The sequence below is a fragment of the Catellatospora sp. NPDC049609 genome, from assembly GCF_040675365.1.
Taxonomy (GTDB): Bacteria; Actinomycetota; Actinomycetes; order Mycobacteriales; family Micromonosporaceae; genus Catellatospora.
Window position 1 is genome coordinate 1 of sequence record NZ_JBFAOU010000067.1, and the last position, 20183, is coordinate 20183.

Sequence of the window (20183 nt, forward strand, 5' to 3'; positions counted from 1 at the left end):
CGGGTGAAGAACTGCACCGGCATCCGCTGCACGTGGTCGTAGACGCGGGTGCGCAGGTCGTAGATGAGCCCCTCGCCGATGCGGCTGGAGTAGAAGCGCTCGGCCAGCGACAGCAGTGCGCTGAGCACGGCGAGCGCGCCGATGACCAGCGCGATGACGATCACGGTGCGGCCCGCGTCCGGGGCGAGCGGCCTGCCGTCCTCCGGCACGATGGTGTTGACGACCCGGCCCGCCAGCAGCGGGGTGGCCACGCCGATGACCGCGGCGAGCACCACCGTCAGCAGGAAGACCGCGATCTCGGTGCGGTACGGCCGGGCGAAGCCCAGGATCCGCCGCGCGGTCGCCTTCCCGATCTTGCGGTTCTCCACGCTCTGCCCGCGGCGCATCGATCGCATGAGCGACTCCATCCCGCCGCCGGGTCCACCGCCGTAACTCACCCGCATACCTCCCCTGTAAGCCTTGCCGTCGCAGTCAACGTGCGGCGGGGATCGGAAATTCCTTAGCCGGGCTTATTAACTATTCCGCAGACGGCGCCGACCGGTCCGCACGCGCAGTCCCCGATCCGGAGGAATGAGCGGAGCCGGTCCTTTCCACCATCGCGAATCAGCCATGCGGAGGACACCCGAAAGGGCGTATCAACGGGCGGGGAAAAGGACGATCGGCGTCGCGGGGGCGATTCTCACTCGCCCAGGCCGGCCAGATCGCGGATGCGGCGGGTCTGCGCCTCGCGCTCGGCCCGCTCCTGCTCGGAGAAGCCGCGACCCGCTGCCGCGGCCAGCAGCGCCTTGATCTCCACGACCGCGTCGCGTGGGGCGGCCAGCACCGCGCCTGCCAGGTCGGCGGCGGCCGCGTCCAGCTCGTCGCGGGCCACCACGAGGTTGACCAGGCCGATCCGATCCGCCTCGGCGGCGGAGACCCGGCGCCCGGTCACGCACAGCTCCAGGGCGCGGGCGTATCCGACGAGCTCGACCAGGCGCTTGGTGCCGGTGAGGTCCGGCACGAGCCCCAGCGTCACCTCCGCCATCGCGAAGAGCGCGTCGTCGGCGGCGATCCGCAGGTCACAGGCGAGCGCCAGCTGGAAGCCGGCACCGATGGCGTGGCCCTGCACGGCCGCGATGGTGATCAGGTCGGGCCGGCGCAGCCAGGAGAACGCCTCCTGGAAGCCGGCGATCCGGTCCGCGCACTCCTCCGGGGAGAGTGTGGCGAGCTGCTGGAACTCCCCGCCCTGGACCACTTTCAGGTCGAGGCCCGCGGAGAAGGACCGCCCTTCTCCGCGTACGACCACGACGCGCACATCGCCGGCAAGCCCCCGTGCGGCCGCGGCCAGACCCGTCCAGAGCTCGGGGGTCTGCGCGTTGCGCACCTCCGGGCGGTCCAATGTCACCGTCGCGACCGGACCGTCCACGGTCATGCGAAAGCCGGTCGCTGCCATGTCAGGCATCGGCCGGCTCCCACTGCTCAGCGTGGCGCGGGCGAATCATGCCTTCTTGCGCCGACGGGCTCCGCCGCGCTGCCGCAGCGCGACTCCGGACTCGGTGAGCACCCGGTGGATGAATCCGTACGAACGGCCAGTCGAGGCGGCCAGCGCGCGGATGCTCTCACCCGACGTGTAGCGCTTCACGAGGTCCTTGGCGAGCGTCTGGCGTTCGGTCCCGACGATCCGGCGACCCTTCTCGGTGGTGGTAGCTGTGCCGGTGGCTGCCATGTTGAAATCCTCACGTCCCGGACGATGCGGTATGCGGTCCAACCTATTAGACCGCCTCCGACGATCATGCGCTAGATATCAATTCCATGCCAACCGACACGCACGGTGCTGTCGGGTACCCGATAGCGTGTCCGACCGTGACGTCCGCTGACCCCCTGAGCACCCACGACCGCGAACGGCGAGACCTGTTCGGCTGGTTCGTGCTGGTGAGCATCGGCCTGCTGGTGACCTGGCTGGCGGTGCGCGGCGGCGCCCGGCTGGGCACGGCCGGCGCCCCGTTCCTCGGCCGCTACCGGTTCGAGATCTCGCCGATGTCGTTGCTGGCGCCCGTTGTCGCGGTCGCCGTGCTCGGCGCCGCCTGGCGCGGCTGGATCCATCGACTGCCGTGGTGGGCCGTCAGCGGCGGCGCGACCGTCGCCTTCTTCGCCTGGGCCGTCGGGCTCGCGCTCGTCGACGGGGCGCAGGGGCTGACCCGCTCGCTCACCCCGGACAGCTACCTCGGCGACGTGCAGGAGGTCGGCGACGACCCGCTGGCGTACCTGCGCAGCTTCACCGACCGCTCGGCCGAGCACACCACCGCCACCCGCGGCCACCCGCCCGCGCCGGTGCTGCTGCTGTGGGCCGCGCAGCGGCTCGGCGTCACCGACCACCTGGCGCTGGGGCTGCTGGTGACCGCCGTCGGCGCGCTGTCGGTGCCGCTGATCCTGGCCGCCGTACGCGACATGAGCGGCGAGGCCGCCGCCCGGCCGTACGCGCCCGTGCTGGCGCTGGCGCCGTACGCGGTGTGGACCGCCGTGTCGATGGACGCGCTGGTGGCCACGCTCGGCGCGGCGATGACGCTGGCCGGGGTGCGCGCCACCCGGCGCCACGGCTGGCGCGCGGCGCTGTGGGCGGTGCTGGCCGGGCTGCTGCTCGGCGTGGCGGCGCTGTTCTCGTACGCCGTGGCCTGGCTGGGCCTGTCCGTGGTGTTCCTGAACTTCGCCCGGCGCCGGGCCGCCCTGAACATGTTCGCCGGGCTCGGCGTGCTGCTGCCCGTGCTCGGCGCGGCCCGGCTCGGGTTCACCTGGACCGACGGGCTGGGCACCGCGTACGCCGACTTCGCCGAGCGCATCGAGCCGCATCGCTCGGCCCTGTGGTGGGGCCTGATCAGCGTGTGCGCGCTGCTGCTGGCGGTCGGGCCGCCGCTGTTCGCGAGCCTGCGCAAGGTGCGCAACACGCCCGGCTGGCCGTTCCTGGTGGGCGCGGCGACGGCGGTGCTGTTCTCGATGGGCGCGGGGCTGGCGCGCGGCGGCGTCGAGCACGCGTGGCTGCCGTACTTCCCCTGGCTCACCATCGCCGCGGTCGCCCCGGAACGCCCCGGCGGCGACCCCGTCCCCGCTCCCCTGCTCCTGGTCGCCGTCGGCGCCCTCTCCGCGATGATCCTCGAAGCGGTCCTGTCGACCCCCTGGTAGACCCCCGGTACACGTGAAGAAGGGCACCTTCCTCTACCCATAGGGTGAAGAAGGTGCCCTTCCTTTCGTCGGGTCAGGCGAGTTCGACGAGTTCGAGGAGGTCGTCGCTCCAGGCGTCCTCGTCGCCGTCGGGCAGCAGGATGGCGCGATCGGGCTTGAGGGCGGCGACGGCGCCGGGGTCGTGGGTGACCAGGACGATCGCGCCGGGGTAGCGGGCGATGGCATCCAGGACCTGCTCGCGGCTGACCGGGTCGAGGTTGTTGGTGGGCTCGTCGAGCAGCAGCACGTTGGCGCCCGAGCAGACCAGGGTGGACAGCGCCAGCCGGGTCTTCTCGCCGCCGGAGAGCACGCCCGCCGGTTTGTCCACATCGTCCCCGCTGAACAGGAACGCGCCCAGGATCCGGCGCAGCTCGGTGTCGGTCTGCTCGGGTGCGGCCGAGCGCATGTGGTCGAGGATGGTCCGGTCGACGTCGAGCGTCTCGTGCTCCTGGGCGTAGTAGCCCAGGCGCAGCCCATGGCCCGCCTTCACCTCGCCGGTGTCCGGCTCCAGCATGCCCGCGAGCATGCGCAGCAGCGTGGTCTTGCCCGCGCCGTTGAGGCCCAGGATGACCACCCGCGAGCCGCGGTCCACCGCGACGCTGACGTCGGTGAAGATCTCCAGGGAACCGTACGACTTGGACAGTCCCTCGGCGGTCAGCGGGGTCTTGCCGCACGGGGCCGGGGTCGGGAAGCGCACCTTGGCCACCTTGTCGGCGGCCCGCACCTCGTCCAGCCCGGCGATCATCTTCTCGGCGCGCTTGGCCATGTTCTGCGCCGCGATCGTCTTGGTGGCCTTGGCCCGCAGCTTGTCGGCCTGCGCCATCAGCGCGCCGGCCTTCTTCTCCGCGTTGGCCCGCTCCCGCTTGCGGCGGCGCTCGTCGGTCTCGCGCGCTTCGAGATAGGTCTTCCAGCCCATGTTGTACGAGTCGACGACCGAGCGGTTGGCGTCGAGATACCACACCTTGTTGACGACGGCCTCGAGCAGCGAGGCGTCGTGGGAGATGACGATCAGGCCGCCCTTGTGGCCCGCCAGGAAGCCGCGCAGCCAGGTGATGGAGTCGGCGTCGAGGTGGTTGGTGGGCTCGTCGAGCAGCAGGATGCCGCCGCCGGTCTCGGTCGCGTCGCGGAACAGGATCCGGGCCAGCTCCACCCGGCGGCGCTGGCCGCCGGACAGGGTGCCCAGGGTCTGCTGCAGCACCCGGTCGGGCAGGCCGAGGTTCGAGCAGATGCGGGCGGCCTCGGCCTCGGCGCCGTAGCCACCGAGCGCGGAGAACTGGTCCTCCAGCTGCCCGTAGCGGCGCATGAAGCGCTCGTCGTCGGCGAGCTTGCCCTCCAGCTCCTTCATCTCGTTGCGCAGCACGTCCAGCCCGCGGGCGGACAGCACCCGGTCGCTGGCGGTGATGCCGAGGTCGCCGGTGCGCGGGTCCTGCGGCAGGTAGCCGACCGGCCCGCGGCTGTCGACCTTGCCCGCGTACGGGGTGCCCTCGCCGGCGAGGACCTTGAGCGTGGTGGTCTTGCCGGCGCCGTTGCGCCCCACCAGACCGATCCGGTCGCCGGGCTGTACGCGCAGGGTGGTGTCCCCGAGCAGGATGCGCGCGCCCGCGCGCAGTTCCAGACCGGTGGCCGTGATCATGAAATGCTCCCAGGTCAGGGGTGGCCACCGGGTGGCACGAGGAAGGAAGACCCATTCTACCGACCGGTCGGCGGCCGCCCGCCACGGCATTAAACCCGGGCCGCCCCATTTTGGGTGTGATTAACCACAAAAATGCCTACGCTGGCTGACGTGAGCATCAACGAGAACGCCGAGCTCGACCCGTCACAGGTCGAGGACATGCGCGGCGCCGGGGGCAGAGGCGGCGGAGGCTTCAACTTCCCGCCCATGGGCGGCGGGGGCGGTGGCGGCGGCGGAGGCATGGGCGGCGCCGGCTGCCTCGCCGGCCTGCTGCCCGTGCTCATGCGCAGCAAGATCGGCATGGCGGTGCTGCTGGTCGGCGCGCTCTGCATCGGCGTGCTCATCTGCACCGGCGGCGGCTCCAGCCTGTTCAGCGGTGTGGGCGGACTCACTCCCGGCCAGCCGAACGGCCAGCCGGGCCCGAACGACGTCAACAGCTCCGCCCTGGCCCAGCAGTGCGACAAGTCGAACCCCGACCGGTTCGACAACCCGGCCTGCCGCAACCTGCTCTACATCAACTCGATCCAGTCGTACTGGCGCGCCGCGATGCCGCAGTACCTCGGTCAGCAGTACCAGCCGGCGACCACGCGGTTCTTCACCGGCTCGGTGTCCACCGCGTGCGGCCCGGCCACCGCCGGTGTCGGCCCGTTCTACTGCCCCGGCGACAACCACGTCTACATCGACCTGAGCTTCTACGACGAGCTGGCCAACCGTTTCGGCGCCAAGGGCCAGTTCGCGCAGGCGTACGTGCTCGCCCACGAGTACGGCCACCACATCCAGACCCTGCTCGGCACCGAGGCGCAGGTGCGCCGCGCCCAGCAGCGCGACCCGGCCAACGCCAACCGGTACTCGGTGGCGATGGAACTGCAGGCCGACTGCTACGCGGGCGTCTGGGCCAACGCCGCCGCCAAGACCACCGACGCGACCGGCCAGCCGCTGTTCAAGAGCGTCACCCAGCAGGACATCGACCAGGCCCTCGAAGCCGCGGCCGCCGTCGGCGACGACGCCATCCAGCAGAAGGCCGGCGGCCGGGTCAACCAGGAGGCGTTCACCCACGGCAGCTCCGAGCAGCGCCAGCAGTGGTTCAACCAGGGCTACCGCACCGGCGACCCCCGCCAGTGCGACACCTTCGGCAGCTGACCGCCGTCAACATCCACCGACTTGCCAGGCAGATGGGCGTATCGCGCGTCAAGATACGCCCATCTGCCTGGCAAGTCTGACGATCAGCGGCTCACGGGACCAGGTGGATGCGGATCGCGTGGGCGGCGGTGACGGCGTCGACCAGGACGGCGTGGCGGGGTTCGGGGACGTCGAGCAGGCGCTCGTGGCGCAGCGGGAGCAGCGGCGCCAACCGCTTGTCGGTGAGGATCTCGTCGACGGTGGCCCGGTCGCCGCCGCAGACCAGGGCCGCCATGCTGTCGGCGTACGGCAGCAGGATCCGCGCGGCGATGTCGGCGGCGTCGCGGGCCGCGCCCGAGGCCTGGTTCTCCCGGCGGCGGGCGTAGCGCTGCTGGGACCAGCCGCCCGCGGCGGTGCGGCCCTGCACGTAGAACGTGTCCACCTTGGAGCTGATCAGCTCGTCGCCGTCGGCGACGCCCACCGCGACCGCGTTGCGCCGGGCCAGCAGCAGGCCCAGCCGCCGCGGCACGGCCAGGGCGGCCAGCAGCGCGTCGATGTCGGCCACCTCGCCGACCCCGGGCGGCGGCAGCAGCTGCGCGGTGTCGCCGTTGGCCGCGGACAGCTTCAGGCCGTCCTCCTCGGCGCCGTCGTGCCGGGAGTAGAAGCCGTCCAGCCAGCGGCGCAGCCGCCGCGGCTCGACGTCGGCCCAGCGGCCGCCACCCGCGGCGGGACGCGCGACCATCAGCCCACCAGCGCGTTCAGCGCGGCGTCCACATCGGCCGCCGTGGTGTACGCGTGGAACGACGCGCGCACCCGGCCGTTGCGCACCGCGGCGCGGATGCCCGCCGCGGCGAGCCTGGCGTCCGCGCCCGGCACGTCCACCGACACGATGGCGCTGTCGCCGGGCGGCAGGCCGAGCCCGGCGCGGAAGCGGTTGGCCAGCGCCAGGTCGTGCTCGTGGATCGCGGCCACCCCCAGCTCCTCAACCAGCTCCAGCGCGGGCGCGGTGCCGACCCACGCGTGCCAGGCGGGCGAGATGTCGAAGGCGCGGGCGTCCTTGGCCAGCCGCAGCGGCAGGCCGTAGTACGAGCTGTGCACATCCTCGCCGGCGAACCAGTTCGCCGCCAGCGGCCGCATCCGCTCGCGCGCGGCGGGGGCGAGGTACACGAAGCCGGTGCCGCGCGGCGACATCAGCCACTTGTACGCGCCGGTGACCACCACGTCGGCGAGCGAGCCGTCGAACGGCAGCCAGCCGCAGGCCTGGGTGGCGTCGACGACCACCTGCGCCCCGGCCGCGCGGGCCGCGGCCACGACCGCGGCGTAGTCGGCCACCGCCCCGTCCGACGACTGCACCAGCCCGAACGCGACCACGTCGACGGCGGAGTCGATGCGTTCGGCGAGGCGTTCGAACGGCGCGGTGCGCACGGTGACGCCCCGGTCGGCGTGCGCCGCGAACGGGAACACCGCCGAGGTGAACTCCAGCTCCGGCATCAGCACCGTCGCGCCGTCGGGCACGGCGGCGGCGACCGGCGCCAGCAGCTGCGACACCTGCGCGCCGACCGCGACGTCGGCCGCGTCCACGCCGATGAGGCGTGCGTACGCCTGCCGAGCCCGCTCGGTGGACTCGCCCCAGCCCTCCCACGAGGTCCGCCCGGCGCGCCAGTCGGCCTGCGCGGCCTGCATGGCGTCCCAGGCCCGGTCCGGCGGCAGCCCGAAGCTGGCCGTGTTCAGGTATCCGGGCTCGACGGCGGACCAGTGTGCGGCGAAGCCGGCGTCACCGGCGGGCGGAGTACTGTCCATGAACCGCAGTATTCCACTCACCACGGGCGGAAATCGCAGGCCAATATGCAGGAGGTGGCATGGCGCCCGCCCACCGGACGGCACCGGACCCGGCATCCGGCCCCGCCGCGACATCCGAACCCTCCGGACCCGGCGCCGCAGCCCGCCCTGCCGGACCCGCCGGGGCCGCCGACGCAGGCGCCGCGCTCACGGAACGCCTCGCGCAGCGTCTGACGGCCGCGGCCGACCCGGCACGGGCGCCGGCGATGCGGGCGTACATGCGCGAGCAGTTCCCGTTCCTGGGCGTGCCGGCGCCGCAGGTGCAGGCGGCGGTGCGGGCCGTGCTGGCAGAATCGCCCCGGCCGGACGCGGCGACCCTGCGCGAGGCCGCGCTGGCCTGCTGGGCGCGCCCCGAGCGGGAGTACCAGTACGCCGCGTGCGTGCTGCTGCGCCGCCACGCCAAGGTCCTCGACGACGGCTTTGTCGACACCGCCCGGCACCTGATCGTCACCAAACCCTGGTGGGACACGGTCGACGCGCTCGCCGCGCACGTGGTCGGCCCGCTGGCGGCCCGGCACCCGCACCTGACGGCCGTGCTGGACGCGTGGGCGGCCGGGGACGAGCTGTGGCTCATCCGCACCGCGCTGCTGCACCAGCTGACCTACCAGGCGGAAACCGACGCCGAGCGCCTGCTGCGCTACTGCGCGGCGCGGGCGGGGCACCCCGACTTCTTCATCCGCAAGGCGATCGGCTGGGCGCTGCGCGAGTACGCCCGGACCGACCCGGCGGCGGTGCGGGCGTTCGTGGCGGCGCACCCGGAGCTGTCCGGCCTGTCCCGGCGGGAAGCGCTCAAGCACCTGAGCTGACCGGCGTCGCTGTGGTACTGACGAGAGGTGAAGGAGGAGTCCCGCTCGCTGAACCGGCTCATGGCGTTCACCGACGGCGTCGTCGCGATCGCGCTGACCCTGCTGGTGCTGCCGCTGGCCGACATCGCCCGGGACGCGCAGACCGAGTCGCTGCGCGACATGGTGCGCGCGCACGCCGGGGACTTCGCCGCCTTCGTCATGTCGTTCACCGTGGTGTCGCTGTTCTGGATGGTGCACCGGCGGGTCTTCGACAACCTCGCCGACGTCGGCGAGGGCATCATGCTGCTCAACAGCGCGTGGCTGCTCGGCGTGGTGTTCCTGCCGGTGCCGACGGCGGTGCTGACCTACGAGGTGAACCAGTCCCGCGGCGCCACCATCCTCTACATGATCAATCTGCTGTTCATCGCGCTGTGCGGGCTGCTGCTGTCGCTGCGCATCCGCGACCGGGCGCCGTTGCAGCGACCCGGCCGCGCCGCGGCGGTGCAGCGCGGGGTGCGCCGGGGCGTCGTCGCCAGCCTCGCCATGCTGGTCACCCTGCTCGCGGCCATCCCCCTGGCCAACCGCGCGCTGCCGCTGCTGGCCCTGCTGCCGCTGGTGCAGGCCGCGGCAGAGAAGCGCGCGGCACGCCGGTCCCACGCCGGCCCGCACTCCTGAGGCGGCCCGCCCACCCGCGCGCTAGAGCGACTTGCGCAGCAGGTCGAGCAGCTCGGTGCCGTCGGCGACGACGGCGTCCGGTGTCGTCTCGGGCGTGCCGTCGCCCTGCCGCGGCTTGGTGCCGTACGGCATCAGGATCGCCGCCGCCGTGCCGGCCCGGCGGGCGCAGACGATGTCCTTGCCGACCTGGTCGCCGACGAACCAGCACTGCGCGGCCTGGACTCCCAGCTCCCGGGCCGCGGCCCAGATCATGCTCGGGTGCGGCTTGAACACCCCCAGCTCGTCGCTGTAGATCTGGGCCGCGAACGCGCCGGTGACCCCCAGCTCGTCGAGCATGTCGCGGTGCGCCTGCCCGCTGCGGGTGTTGCTGACCACCGCGACCGGCATACCCCGGCCGATGGTGAAGTCCAGCAGGTCGGCCATGCCCGGCCGCAGTCGCCAGTCGGGCCGGCGGGCCCACTGCCGCGTCAGGTCGCCGGCGTGCACCAGCACCGCGGCGCGGGCCATCGCCGGCCACTGCTCGGCGATCAGCTCCCCCCACAGCTGCTCGTGGCTCAGCTCCAGGAACTCGGTCGAGGCGGCCCGGCGCTCGTCGCGCAGGTCGTCGGCCCGCTGCAGCGAGGCGACGATCTCGTCCTCGGTGAGCGCGCCGCCGACCAGCCGGTGCACGCGGACTACCAGGTCACGCGTGGGCTGGGTGGACCGTCCTGATTCGACGATCACGCCACCGAAGTCGAGCAGCAGAGCAGAGGGGGAAGGCAGCATACGCCTACTCTGCCACGATGAGTGCCAGCGCGAGGATCGAGATCACCAGGCTGGACACCAGGGCCGTGACCAGGCGTCCGCGCGGCGTGGCGAGCACCCGGCCGACCAGCGCCCCGCCCGCCGCGACGGTCAGCTGCCAGCTGGCCGAGGCCAGGAAGGCGGCCAGGACGAACACCGCCCCCTGCGCGCCGCTCAGCCCGTCGATCGCCTGCCCGCCGAGCACCAGGGCACCGAAGTACACGATGGTCATCGGGTTGAGCAGGGTCAGCGCGAGCAGGGCGAGGAAGGCGCGGCCGGGAGTGTCCAGCAGCCTGGTCTCCTTCGCCCGTGCCGGGTCCCGGTAGTGCCGCACCGCGCTCACCGCCGTGTGCACGGCCAGGTAGAGCAGGACGGCCACCGCGACCCAGCGCAGCGGCGTGGCGATCGGCTCGATCCAGCGGGCCAGCGCGGCCCCGCCGAGCACGGCGGCCAGGGCGTAGATCCCGTCGGCCGCGGCCACGCCCAGCGCGGCGGCGGTGCCGATCCGCAGCGAGGTGCGGGCGGTGAGACTCATCAGCAGCAGCGCGATCGCGCCGACGGGCACGGCCACGCCGTACCCCGCCAGCAGACCCGCCACGAAGGCGGTGCTCACGACTGCGAAGGGCTCGCTCCGGTCACGGGCCCACGCTGCTGTCGGCCCCGTCCTTCCGCCGTGGCGGACAGGGGCGCGAGGCGCGGGCAGGTAGCAGTCATACGGCAGATTCTGCTGATCGCGCCCCATGCCCGCGACTTATTTTCCGATCGATGTCTCAGGCGCCGGTGCGGTGCCGGACCCACACGTTGGGCTCGACGTACACGGCCCAGTCGTGCTCGGCGTCGCACTGCACCGGGGTGAGCGCCTTCGGCACGAGCACCGGCCCGCTCTTGTCGAACGGCAGCCCGGTCCAGGCCGCCCACTCCGCGCAGGTGCCCGGGATGACCATCGAGCGGGTGGCGATCTTCTCGATCACGCCGCCGGCCCGGACGTGCACCCGCAGCCACGGGTCCACCGGCAGGCCGTCGTCGCGCGTGCGGTACGCGTACTCCGTCATCGGCTCCTGGGGGTCCTTGGCGCCGTTGGGCCGCACCGGGGCGACCAGGTGCGGGAAGCCCAGCCGGGCGGTGTTGTCCCGCATCGCGGCCAGCATCAGCGCGGACAGCCCGGTGCCCTGCCGGTCGGGGCGCACCGCGATCTCGATCGCGGACACGATGTTCGGCGTCTCCCCCGCGGCCTTGGCGCGCAGGGCGCGGCGCAGCGCCCCGTCCCAGCCGTCGGTCGGCAGCTCGTCGCCCTCGGGCAGCACGAAAGGCACGCTGTGCCCCTTGGCCAGCAGCCGGCCGGGCTCGTCCGGATCCTCGGCGACCAGGATGTACTCCGGCCAGAGCCGGGTGGCCAGGCCGTAGTAGAGGTTCGAGATCGGGTCGTGCAGCATGAACTCGGGCCACGCCGTGGGCATCTCCCACAGCGCGTCGAGCAGGTCGGGTCGTTCGGCGAGGGTGGTGATGCGCATGGGCCCGAGCCTCCTACGGCAGCCCGATCGTGATCAACCGCATTATCCCGCCGGCTGCCGGGACACGACCCGGCAACCGCCGGGACCGCGATCCGGCCGGGGAACAGCTCGGCCGTCCGCCGTGCCCCGAGCGTGGCCCCGGCGGCGAGCGCGACGGTCCTGCGGGCGGGGCGGCGGCCGCTAAAGTGCGCGCATGCCACCGGGACTCGACGACATCGACTGGACGGCGCTGGGCGCCGCGGACCTGCCCGGGCAGGTGCGGCGGGCGGGCGACGCCGACGCCGACACCGCCATGGAGGGGTTCGAGGAGCTGATACACGCCCTCTACGACTTCGGCTCGCTGTCCCCGGTGACGGCGGCCGGACTGCCGTTCCTGGTGGCGCTCACGCACGACGCGCACCACTGGCGGGCGGAGATGCTGTGGTGCGTCGGCTGGCTCGCCGACGAGCGGCGCCGCGACAGCCGGCACTGGCCGGCCGCAGCCGCGGCGGCCGCGGCGCAGCTGCCCCGGCTGCTGCCGCACGCGACCGACGCCGATCCGGAGGTGCGGACCGCCGCCGCGTACACGCTGGCCCAGCTCGGCGACGCCTGCCCGCGGGAGCTGCTGCGGCAGCGGTGGGCCGCCGAGACGGACCCGTCGGTGCTGGCCTCCCTGGTGCTGGCCCTCGGCCGGTGCGAGCCCGACCCGGAGCCGCTGCTGCGCGCCGCGCTGCGGCACGAGGCGCACCAGGTGCGGTTCGCCGCCGGGTACGCCCTGGCGTCGGCGGGCGCCGAGCTGGACGCGGCGGACCTCGACCGGCTCGTCGACGGCTACCACCCAGACTCGGTGCACGAGCTGCGGCAGGGCTGGATCGACGGCCTGAGCACGCCGCTGGCGGAACTCGCGCCGATCCTGTCGGCGGACGCGGCGCGCGCCCTCGTCGCCGGGCTGGTCGGGCACCCGCTCGCCGCGGTCCGCAGCGAGGCGCTCCACGCGGCCGGTGCCCGCGTGGACCGTTCCCGGTCGGCACCGGCGCAGCTGCTGCCGGTGGTGGCCCCGGCCCTGCACGACACCGACGAGCGGGTCCGCCGGCTGGCGTTCGAGCTGCTCCGCCGCGCCGGGGCGGGCGCCGCGCCGTACGCCGACCTGCTGGCCGGCGCCGCAGGCCTGCGTATGCCGCCCGGCGGGTTCTCCCTGACCTGGGAGAGCGTGGGGATCGACGCGCTGGCCGCGCTGATGCGTCTCGGCGATCCGCGCTGGGTGCCGGCGGCGAGCGCCGCTCTCGCCCAGCGCGAGGGTCACCTGCTGGACGACGAGCCCGCCCTGACCCCGCCGGTGCTGGCCGCGGTGCGCGCCGAGCTGGCCCGCCTGACGGAGCAGGCCCCGCACCGCCCGGAGGCGTGCCACGCGATCGCCGGTCTGGTCGAGATCCTGCCCGGCTGGGGCCGAGCGGCCGCGGACGCCGCACCCGAGGTGCGCGCCGCCGCGCCGTGGACGCCGGAGCAGGCCGAGCAGGCCCTCGCGGCGATGGCGGGAGACCCGGACGGCGGCGGTGGGCCCTGCGGCTTCCACGCGACGGGGCCCGACGACCGCTGCGACTGCCACACCGCGACGGACGTGGCGGCGCTGCTGGCCGCCGCCGAGAAGCCGTGCTGCCACCCGCGGGCGCTGCCCCGGCTGGTCGCGCTGGGTGCGGTCGCCGCCCTGCCCCGCCTGCGGGACCTGCGCGACCGCGACGACCGCGTGGTCACCCGGCGCGACCACCCCATCGGCCACGTCTGGGCCGACGAGCGGCTGCGCGCCGCGCTGCACGAGGCGATCGAGGGGCTGGAGAGTCGCTGACGGCGTAATTGGCGACGCACGAGGCGTGGGGGGCGAGGCCGCCGACGCAAGCGCGGGAGCACCGCGGACGGCCTGGCCGTCCACGCACGAGGGCGCCCACCCTGCTGGGTGGGCGCCCTCGGCGGTGCCGGTGTCAGACGTTGAAACCGAGCGAGCGGAGCTGGTCGCGGCCGTCGTCGGTGATCTTGTCGGGGCCCCACGGCGGCAGCCACACCCAGTTGATCCGCATGTCGTTCACGAGCCCGCCGCCGGGGCCGGTGCACAGCGCGGCGCGGGTCTGCTCCTCGATCACGTCGGTGAGCGGGCAGGCGGCCGAGGTCAGCGTCATGTCCAGGGTGGCGACGTTGTCGTCGTCGATGTGGACCCCGTACACCAGGCCGAGGTCGACGACGTTGATGCCGAGCTCGGGGTCGACGACGTCCTTCATCGCCTCCCGCACCTCGTCGGTGTCGGCCTTCCTGACGGTCCTGGTCGTCACCGCGTCGGCCGTGGCCTCGGCGGCGAGCGCGGCCTCGGGCTCCGTGAGCCGCGTGGTCTCGGCGGCACCCTCGACGATGTCGGTCTCGCTCATCACACTTCCTCCTTCTCGAGGGCGACGGCCTGGGCGACCGCGTCCTTCAGCGCCATCCAGGACAGCAGGGCGCACTTCACCCGCGCCGGGTACTTGGCGACGCCGGCGAACGCCACCGCGTCGCCCAGCACCTCCTCGTCGGGCACGATCTGCCCCTTGCCGCCCATCAGCTCGACGAACGCGGCGTGCACGGCCAGCGCGTCGGTCACCTTGCGGCCCGACACCAGCTCGTGCAGCACGCTCGCCGAGGCCTGGCTGATGGAGCAGCCCTGACCGTCGTACGAGACGTCGCTGATGGTCTCCCCGTCCAGGGCGACCCGCAGCGTGATCTCGTCACCGCAGGTCGGGTTCACGTGGTGCACGTCGGCCGCGAACGGCTCGCGCAGCCCGCGCCCCTGCGGGTGCTTGTAGTGGTCCAGGATGATCTCCTGGTAGAGCTGGTCGAGCTGCATGGCTAAGCGAAGACCTTCCGCACCTGCTCGAGGCCGCGCACGAGCGCGTCGACCTCGTCGGTCGTCGTGTAGAGGTAGAACGATGCCCGGGTGAGCGCGGGCACCGAGAAACGGTCGCAGATCGGCCGGGCGCAGTGGTGGCCGACCCGCACCTGCACCCCGAGCGAGTCGAGCACCTGCCCGACGTCGTGCGGGTGGATGCCCTTCAGTGTGAACGAGATCGTCGCGCCCCGCCCCACCGGCACCTCGGGTCCGTAGATCCGCAGGTCCGGCACGGTCGCCAGCGCGTCGAGCGCGTACGCCGTCAGCTCCTTGTCGTGCCAGGCCACCGCGTCCATGCCCACCGCGGTCAGGTAGTCGATCGCGGCGCCCAGCCCGACCGCCTGCGCGATCGGCGGGGTGCCCGCCTCGAACCGGGCCGGGGCCGGCAGGAACGTCGATCCGGTCAGCTTCACCGTCTCGATCATCGATCCGCCGCCCAGGAACGGCGGCATCGCGTTGAGCAGCTCCCCGCGGCCCCACAGCACGCCGATGCCGGTCGGGGCCAGCATCTTGTGCCCGGTGAACGCGATGAAGTCCACGTCGTAGTCGACGACGTCCATCGGCAGGTGCGGCACCGACTGCGAGCAGTCGAGCAGCAGCAGCGCGCCGACCTCGCGCACCCGCTGGGTGATCCGGGCGGTCGCGTTGACCGTGCCGAGCACGTTCGACATGTGCACGATCGAGACGATCTTCGTGCGCTCGTTGACCAGCTCGTCGAGGTTCGTCTCGTCCAGCCGGCCGCTGTCGGTGATGCCGAACCACCGCAGCGTCGCGCCGGTGCGCTGGCAGAGCAGCTGCCACGGCACGATGTTGGAGTGGTGCTCCATCTCCGAGATCACGATCTCGTCGCCGGGGCCCAGCCGGAAGCGCGGGTCCTCGGCGTGCGGGCCGAACCCGTGCGCCACCAGGTTGATCGCCTCGGTCGCGTTCTTGGTGAACACCACCTCGTCGGGCGTGGTCGCCCCGATGAACGCGGCGACCTTGGCGCGCGCGCCCTCGTACAGCTCGGTCGACTCGGTGCCCAGCGTGTGCACCGAGCGCGCCACGTTGGCGTTGTGCCGGGCGTAGTAGTCCGCCACGGCGTCGATGACCTGACGCGGCTTCTGCGAGGTGTTGCCGCTGTCCAGGTACACCAGCCGATGACCGTTGACCTCCCGGTCCAGGATCGGGAAGTCGGCGCGCACGCGCTCCACGTCGAAGCGCGGCTTGTCGTCGTACTGCGGCATCCCGGCCGGGATGGTCAACGTCGTCATCGTCTGCTCAGCTCCCTCAGGCGCCCACGGCGGCCGCGTCGGCGCCCGCCCCGTAGCGCACGTAGCCCTCGGCCTCGAGCTTGTCGGCCAGCTCCGGGCCGCCCTCCTCGACGATCTTGCCGGCGACGAAGACGTGCACGAAGTCCGGCTTGATGTAGCGCAGGATCCGCGTGTAGTGCGTGATCAGCAGGACGCCGGTGTCGTTGGCCTCCTTGACCCGGTTCACGCCCTCGGACACCACGCGCAGCGCGTCGACGTCCAGGCCGGAGTCGGTCTCGTCGAGGATCGCGATCTTCGGCTTGAGCAGCTCCAGCTGCACGATCTCGTGCCGCTTCTTCTCGCCGCCGGAGAAGCCCTCGTTGACGTTGCGCTGGGCGAAGGCCGGGTCCATGCCCATCTTCTCCATCGAGCCCTTGAGCTCGCCGGCCCAGGTGCGCAGCTTCGGCGCCTCGCCGTCGATCGCCGTCTTGGCCGTGCGCAGGAAGTTCGCCACCGAGACGCCGGGGACCTCGACCGGGTACTGCATCGCCAGGAACAGGCCGGCGCGGGCGCGCTCGTCCACGCTCATGGCCAGCACGTCCTGGCCGTCCAGCAGCACCGTGCCGCCGGTGATCTCGTACTTCGGGTGGCCCGCGATCGAGTAGGCCAGGGTCGACTTGCCGGACCCGTTGGGGCCCATGATGGCGTGCGTCTGACCCGACTCCACGGTCAGCGTGACCCCGTGCAGGATCGGCTTGAGCTCGCCCTCGGGCAGCTTCACCGACACCTGAAGGTCGCGGATCTCCAACTTGCTCATCGGGTAACTCCATTGCTTGGCGTCAGGCTGACGTAGACATCGCCGTCGCGGATCTCGACGGGATAGACGGGGACGGGTTCGGTCGCGGGCAGCCCGGAGGGTTCGCCGGTACGAAGATCGAAACGCGATCCGTGCAGCCAGCATTCCAGGGTGCAGCCGTCGACCTCGCCCTCGGACAGCGCCACGGCGGCGTGCGAGCACTCGTCGTACGCGGCGTAGAAGCCGTCGTCATCCGTGTGCACCAGCACCAGCGGCGTGCCCTCGAGCTCGACCGCGAGCGCCGCGCCCTTGGCGACGTCATCGGCGGCACACGCCCGGAGAAAGTCGGTCATGCGCCCGCCTTCTCCAGCCGCTCCTCGATCGCGGCGCCGAGGCGCTCCCGCAGGTCCTCGGCCGGGATCTTGCCCAGCAGCTCGGCGAAGAAGCCGCGGACGACCAGCTTGCGCGCCTCCGGCTCCGGGATGCCCCGGGCCATCAGGTAGAACAGCTGCTCGTCGTCGAAGCGGCCGGTCGCCGAGGCGTGGCCCGCGCCGACGATCTCGCCGGTCTCGATCTCCAGGTTGGGCACCGAGTCGGCCCGCGCGCCGTCGGACAGCAGCAGGTTGCGGTTGACCTCGTAGGTGCTGGTGCCGGTGGCCTGGTCCTGGATCAGCACGTCGCCGACCCAGACGGTGTGCGCGCCGTCGCCCTGCAGCGCGCCGCGGTAGCCCACGTACGAGGTGCAGTCCGGCACCGAGTGGTCGACCAGCAGGCGGTGCTCCAGGTGCTGCTCGCCGTCGGCGAAGTAGAGCCCGTACAGCTCCGCCTCGCCACCGCGGCCGGTGTAGTCCACGCTGGTGAACTGGCGCACCAGGTTGCCGCCCAGGGTGACCTGCACGTGCAGGATGCGGGCGTCGCGGCCCAGCTTCACCTTGACGTGCTGCGCCTGCACCGCGTCGGCGGCCCAGTCGGTGACCGTGACCAGGGTCAGCTTCGCGCCGTCGGCGACCGCGATCTCGACGTTGTCGGCCAGCATCACGCTGCCGGTCTGCTCCAGCACCAGGGTCGCCTCGGCGAACGCGCCCACCGAGAGGTAGGTGTGGCCCGCCGCGGCACCCTCGGCGCCGTGCCCGTGCAGCCGCAGCGTGAACGGCTCGGCGAGCACGGCCTCCTTGGCGACCTCGACCAGCAGCGCGTCGGCGGCGTTCTCGTACGCCCAGGCGCTGATCCGGTCGAACGGGGTGAGCACCCCGCCGATCCGGGCGTCGGCGCGCGACACCGTCGACACGGTGACGCCCTCGGGCACCGCGCCGTACTCGTGCTTGGGCGCGGCCACGGCGGCGGCGTCCCCGGCGACCAGGCCGTGCAGGCGCTTGAGCGGCGTGAAGCGCCACTCCTCCTCGCGCCCGGTCAGCGCCGGGAAGTCGGCAACGTGGTACGAACGCAGCGCCTGGGACTTGGTCTTGGGCGGTGCGATTACTTCGGTGGTCATCAGCCGACGGCGCCTTCCATCTGCAGTTCGATCAGTCGGTTCAGTTCCAGGGCGTACTCCATCGGGAGCTCCTTGGCGATGGGCTCGATGAAGCCGCGCACGATCATCGCCATCGCCTCGTCCTCGGACAGACCCCGGCTCATCAGGTAGAAGAGCTGGTCGTCACTGACCTTGGAGACGGTCGCCTCATGCCCCATGGACACGTCGTCCTCGCGGATGTCGACGTAGGGGTAGGTGTCCGAGCGGGAGATGGTGTCCACCAGCAGCGCGTCGCACTTGACCGTGCTCTTGCTGTGGTGCGAGCCCTCCAGCACCTGGACCAGGCCGCGGTACGAGGTGCGGCCGCCGCCCCGGGCGATCGACTTGCTGATGATCGTGCTGGACGTGTGCGGGGCCGCGTGCACCATCTTGGCGCCGGCGTCCTGGTGCTGGCCCTCACCGGCCATGGCCACCGAGAGCACCTCGCCCTTGGCGTGCTCGCCGACCATGAACACGGCCGGGTACTTCATGGTGACCTTGGAACCGATGTTGCCGTCGACCCACTCCATGGTCGCGCCCTCGTGGCACACGGCGCGCTTGGTGACCAGGTTGTAGACGTTGTTCGACCAGTTCTGGATGGTGGTGTAGCGGCAGCGCGCGTTCTTCTTCACGATGATCTCGACGACGGCGCTGTGCAGCGAGTCGGAGGAGTAGATCGGCGCGGTGCAGCCCTCGACGTAGTGCACGTACGCACCCTCGTCGACGATGATCAGGGTCCGCTCGAACTGGCCCATGTTCTCGGTGTTGATCCGGAAGTAGGCCTGCAGCGGGATCTCCACGTTGACGCCCGGCGGCACGTAGATGAAGGAGCCGCCCGACCACACCGCGGTGTTCAGCGCGGCGAACTTGTTGTCGCCGACCGGGATGACGGTGCCGAAGTACTCCTTGAACAGCTCCGGGTGCTCCCGCAGCGCCGTGTCGGTGTCCAGGAACAGCACGCCCTGCTGCTCCAGGTCCTCGCGGATGGCGTGGTAGACGACCTCGGACTCGTACTGCGCGGCGACACCGGCCACGAGGCGCTGCTTCTCCGCCTCCGGGATGCCCAGCTTGTCGTACGTGTTCTTGATGTCCTCGGGCAGCTCTTCCCAGCTCGCCGCCTGCTTCTCGGTCGAGCGCACGAAGTACTTGATGTTGTCGAAGTCGATGTCCGACAGGTCGGCGCCCCAGTTGGGCATGGGCTTGCGGCCGAACAGGCGCAGGCCCTTCAGCCGCAGGTCGAGCATCCAGTCGGCCTCGTTCTTCTTCGCCGAGATGTCGCGGACCACGGCCTCGTTGAGCCCACGCTGCGCGTTGGCGCCGGCCAGGTCCGGGTCGGCCCAGCCGTACTCGTACTTGCCCAGGCCAGCGAGCTGGTCCTCGGTCGTGGTGATCTGCTCGGTCATGAGTCCGTCCCTATCGTGGCGCGGTCGTTGATCTGGAGAAGCTGAGTGCGTTTCGGCGGGCTGGGCTGCTGATCCCGGGCGGAGCCCGGAATGTGGGTCGTGCACACCCCGTCGCCGTGCGCGATCGTCGCGAGCCGCTGCACGTGCGTGCCGATCAGGCGGCCGATCACCTCGGTCTCGGCCTCGCACAGCTGCGGGAACTCGGCGGCGACGTGCGCCACCGGGCAGTGGTGCTGGCACAGCTGCCCGCCGGTCGCGATCGTGGACGCGCTCGCAGCGTATCCCTGAGCGGTCAGCGCCTCGGCGAGCGCCTCCGCGCGGGCGAGAGGATCGTCACCCGAGCCGCGTACGGCGGACTCGCAGCGCTGCTCGAGCGCGGCGACCTGAGCCGCGGCGAACGCGGCGACCTCCTGCTGCCCGCCGCGCTCGGCGATCCAGCGCAGCGCGGCCGCGGCCAGGCCGTCGTAGGCATGCCGGCCGAGCCCGTCCCGGGCGGCGTCGGTGAGCAGGAAGATCTTGGCGGGACGGCCCCGGCTCCGGGGGCCGCGCAGCACCTGCTCGCGGGCGGTGACCAGGCCCTCGGCGAACAGCGCGTCGAGGTGGCGGCGGACGCCGGCCGGGCTGAGACCCAGCTCCTCGCCGAGCGCCGCCGCGGTGGCGGGGCCCCGGGCGAGCAGCTCGAGCACCCGATCGCGGGTGCCCGGATGGCCCAGGCGGCGATCGGATGCCTCGACGATCACCGCACCCTTTTTCACTACACCAGTGTGACTTATTTA

General features: G+C 72.4%; 22 protein-coding genes. 5 read left to right on the forward strand and 17 right to left on the reverse strand.

The annotated features are described in order from the left end of the window. From AB0J67_RS19960 to AB0J67_RS19970, 3 genes are all read right to left on the reverse strand, one after another. Positions 1-443 (reverse strand): ABC transporter transmembrane domain-containing protein (locus tag AB0J67_RS19960; protein ID WP_363484592.1); only part of this gene is annotated, 443 nt, incomplete at its 3' end. A 236-nt stretch (positions 444-679) separates the two neighbouring features. Continuing rightward, the gene (locus AB0J67_RS19965) at positions 680-1432 is read right to left on the reverse strand and encodes an enoyl-CoA hydratase/isomerase family protein (protein WP_363484688.1); all 753 of its coding nucleotides are present in this window, start codon (positions 1430-1432) and stop codon (positions 680-682) included. A 45-nt stretch (positions 1433-1477) separates the two neighbouring features. Further along, positions 1478-1705, reverse strand: coding sequence for a helix-turn-helix domain-containing protein (locus AB0J67_RS19970; RefSeq protein WP_120315961.1), 228 nt, complete (start codon positions 1703-1705; stop codon positions 1478-1480). Positions 1706-1842: 137 nt separating this feature from the next. Here AB0J67_RS19970 and AB0J67_RS19975 point away from each other — a divergent pair, with 137 nt between their 5' ends. Further along, on the forward strand, positions 1843-3156 hold the full coding sequence (locus AB0J67_RS19975) for a hypothetical protein (protein ID WP_363484595.1): 1314 nt from the start codon (positions 1843-1845) through the stop codon (positions 3154-3156). A 73-nt stretch (positions 3157-3229) separates the two neighbouring features. Here AB0J67_RS19975 and AB0J67_RS19980 read toward each other — a convergent pair whose 3' ends face one another. Beyond that, the gene (locus AB0J67_RS19980; protein WP_363484598.1) at positions 3230-4828 is read right to left on the reverse strand and encodes an ABC-F family ATP-binding cassette domain-containing protein; all 1599 of its coding nucleotides are present in this window, start codon (positions 4826-4828) and stop codon (positions 3230-3232) included. 150 nt (positions 4829-4978) lie between these two features. Between AB0J67_RS19980 and AB0J67_RS19985 the strand changes: the two genes are divergently transcribed. Further along, positions 4979-6007 (forward strand): neutral zinc metallopeptidase, encoded by a 1029-nt coding sequence (locus tag AB0J67_RS19985; protein ID WP_363484601.1) that lies wholly within the window; start codon positions 4979-4981, stop codon positions 6005-6007. 91 nt (positions 6008-6098) lie between these two features. Here the strand turns inward: AB0J67_RS19985 and AB0J67_RS19990 are convergent, their stop codons facing one another. Both AB0J67_RS19990 and AB0J67_RS19995 read right to left on the reverse strand, forming a co-directional pair. Next, positions 6099-6731, reverse strand: a complete 633-nt coding sequence (locus AB0J67_RS19990; protein ID WP_363484691.1) for an acVLRF1 family peptidyl-tRNA hydrolase — start codon at positions 6729-6731, stop codon at positions 6099-6101. Next, positions 6728-7786 (reverse strand): aminotransferase class V-fold PLP-dependent enzyme, encoded by a 1059-nt coding sequence (locus tag AB0J67_RS19995; RefSeq protein ID WP_363484604.1) that lies wholly within the window; start codon positions 7784-7786, stop codon positions 6728-6730. The genes AB0J67_RS19990 and AB0J67_RS19995 overlap by 4 nt, the downstream gene beginning before the upstream one ends. Positions 7787-7845: 59 nt before the next feature. Between AB0J67_RS19995 and AB0J67_RS20000 the strand changes: the two genes are divergently transcribed. Both AB0J67_RS20000 and AB0J67_RS20005 read left to right on the forward strand, forming a co-directional pair. Then, complete coding sequence (locus tag AB0J67_RS20000; protein ID WP_363484607.1) at positions 7846-8631, forward strand: DNA alkylation repair protein; 786 nt, start codon at positions 7846-7848, stop codon at positions 8629-8631. Positions 8632-8658: 27 nt separating this feature from the next. Then, the gene (locus AB0J67_RS20005; protein WP_363484610.1) at positions 8659-9285 is read left to right on the forward strand and encodes a TMEM175 family protein; all 627 of its coding nucleotides are present in this window, start codon (positions 8659-8661) and stop codon (positions 9283-9285) included. 21 nt (positions 9286-9306) lie between these two features. Here the strand turns inward: AB0J67_RS20005 and AB0J67_RS20010 are convergent, their stop codons facing one another. From AB0J67_RS20010 to AB0J67_RS20020, 3 genes are all read right to left on the reverse strand, one after another. Then, complete coding sequence (locus AB0J67_RS20010) at positions 9307-10050, reverse strand: HAD family hydrolase (protein WP_363484613.1); 744 nt, start codon at positions 10048-10050, stop codon at positions 9307-9309. Between the two features lie 4 nt (positions 10051-10054). After that, positions 10055-10681, reverse strand: coding sequence for a LysE family transporter (locus AB0J67_RS20015; RefSeq protein ID WP_363484616.1), 627 nt, complete (start codon positions 10679-10681; stop codon positions 10055-10057). Between the two features lie 157 nt (positions 10682-10838). Beyond that, on the reverse strand, positions 10839-11579 hold the full coding sequence (locus tag AB0J67_RS20020; RefSeq protein ID WP_363484619.1) for an N-acetyltransferase: 741 nt from the start codon (positions 11577-11579) through the stop codon (positions 10839-10841). A gap of 193 nt (positions 11580-11772) precedes the next feature. On the opposite strand from AB0J67_RS20020, the gene AB0J67_RS20025 reads away from it, so the two are divergent. After that, the gene (locus tag AB0J67_RS20025) at positions 11773-13401 is read left to right on the forward strand and encodes a hypothetical protein (RefSeq protein WP_363484622.1); all 1629 of its coding nucleotides are present in this window, start codon (positions 11773-11775) and stop codon (positions 13399-13401) included. Between the two features lie 133 nt (positions 13402-13534). On the opposite strand, the gene AB0J67_RS20030 is transcribed toward AB0J67_RS20025, so the two are convergent. The 8 genes from AB0J67_RS20030 to AB0J67_RS20065 are packed head-to-tail and all read right to left on the reverse strand — an operon-like array spanning position 13535 to position 20162. Continuing rightward, a complete protein-coding gene (locus tag AB0J67_RS20030) occupies positions 13535-13972 on the reverse strand; it encodes a metal-sulfur cluster assembly factor (RefSeq protein WP_363484625.1) in 438 nt (145 codons plus the stop codon). Beyond that, on the reverse strand, positions 13972-14424 hold the full coding sequence (sufU, locus tag AB0J67_RS20035; protein ID WP_363484628.1) for a Fe-S cluster assembly sulfur transfer protein SufU: 453 nt from the start codon (positions 14422-14424) through the stop codon (positions 13972-13974). The genes AB0J67_RS20030 and sufU overlap by 1 nt, the downstream gene beginning before the upstream one ends. A gap of 2 nt (positions 14425-14426) precedes the next feature. Beyond that, positions 14427-15719: a cysteine desulfurase gene (locus AB0J67_RS20040; protein WP_363484631.1), complete on the reverse strand. Its 1293-nt coding sequence runs from the start codon at positions 15717-15719 to the stop codon at positions 14427-14429. A gap of 16 nt (positions 15720-15735) precedes the next feature. After that, complete coding sequence (gene sufC, locus AB0J67_RS20045; RefSeq protein WP_363484634.1) at positions 15736-16515, reverse strand: Fe-S cluster assembly ATPase SufC; 780 nt, start codon at positions 16513-16515, stop codon at positions 15736-15738. Further along, positions 16512-16847, reverse strand: a complete 336-nt coding sequence (locus AB0J67_RS20050) for a non-heme iron oxygenase ferredoxin subunit (protein WP_363484637.1) — start codon at positions 16845-16847, stop codon at positions 16512-16514. The genes sufC and AB0J67_RS20050 overlap by 4 nt, the downstream gene beginning before the upstream one ends. Beyond that, entirely contained in the window at positions 16844-17986 is a 1143-nt protein-coding gene (gene sufD, locus AB0J67_RS20055) for a Fe-S cluster assembly protein SufD (RefSeq protein WP_363484640.1), read from the reverse strand. Before sufD ends, AB0J67_RS20050 begins: the two co-directional genes overlap by 4 nt. After that, complete coding sequence (gene sufB, locus AB0J67_RS20060; RefSeq protein WP_363484643.1) at positions 17986-19407, reverse strand: Fe-S cluster assembly protein SufB; 1422 nt, start codon at positions 19405-19407, stop codon at positions 17986-17988. Before sufB ends, sufD begins: the two co-directional genes overlap by 1 nt. Next, a complete protein-coding gene (locus AB0J67_RS20065; RefSeq protein WP_363484646.1) occupies positions 19404-20162 on the reverse strand; it encodes a helix-turn-helix domain-containing protein in 759 nt (252 codons plus the stop codon). The genes sufB and AB0J67_RS20065 overlap by 4 nt, the downstream gene beginning before the upstream one ends. Between the last annotated feature and the right edge of the window lie 21 nt (positions 20163-20183).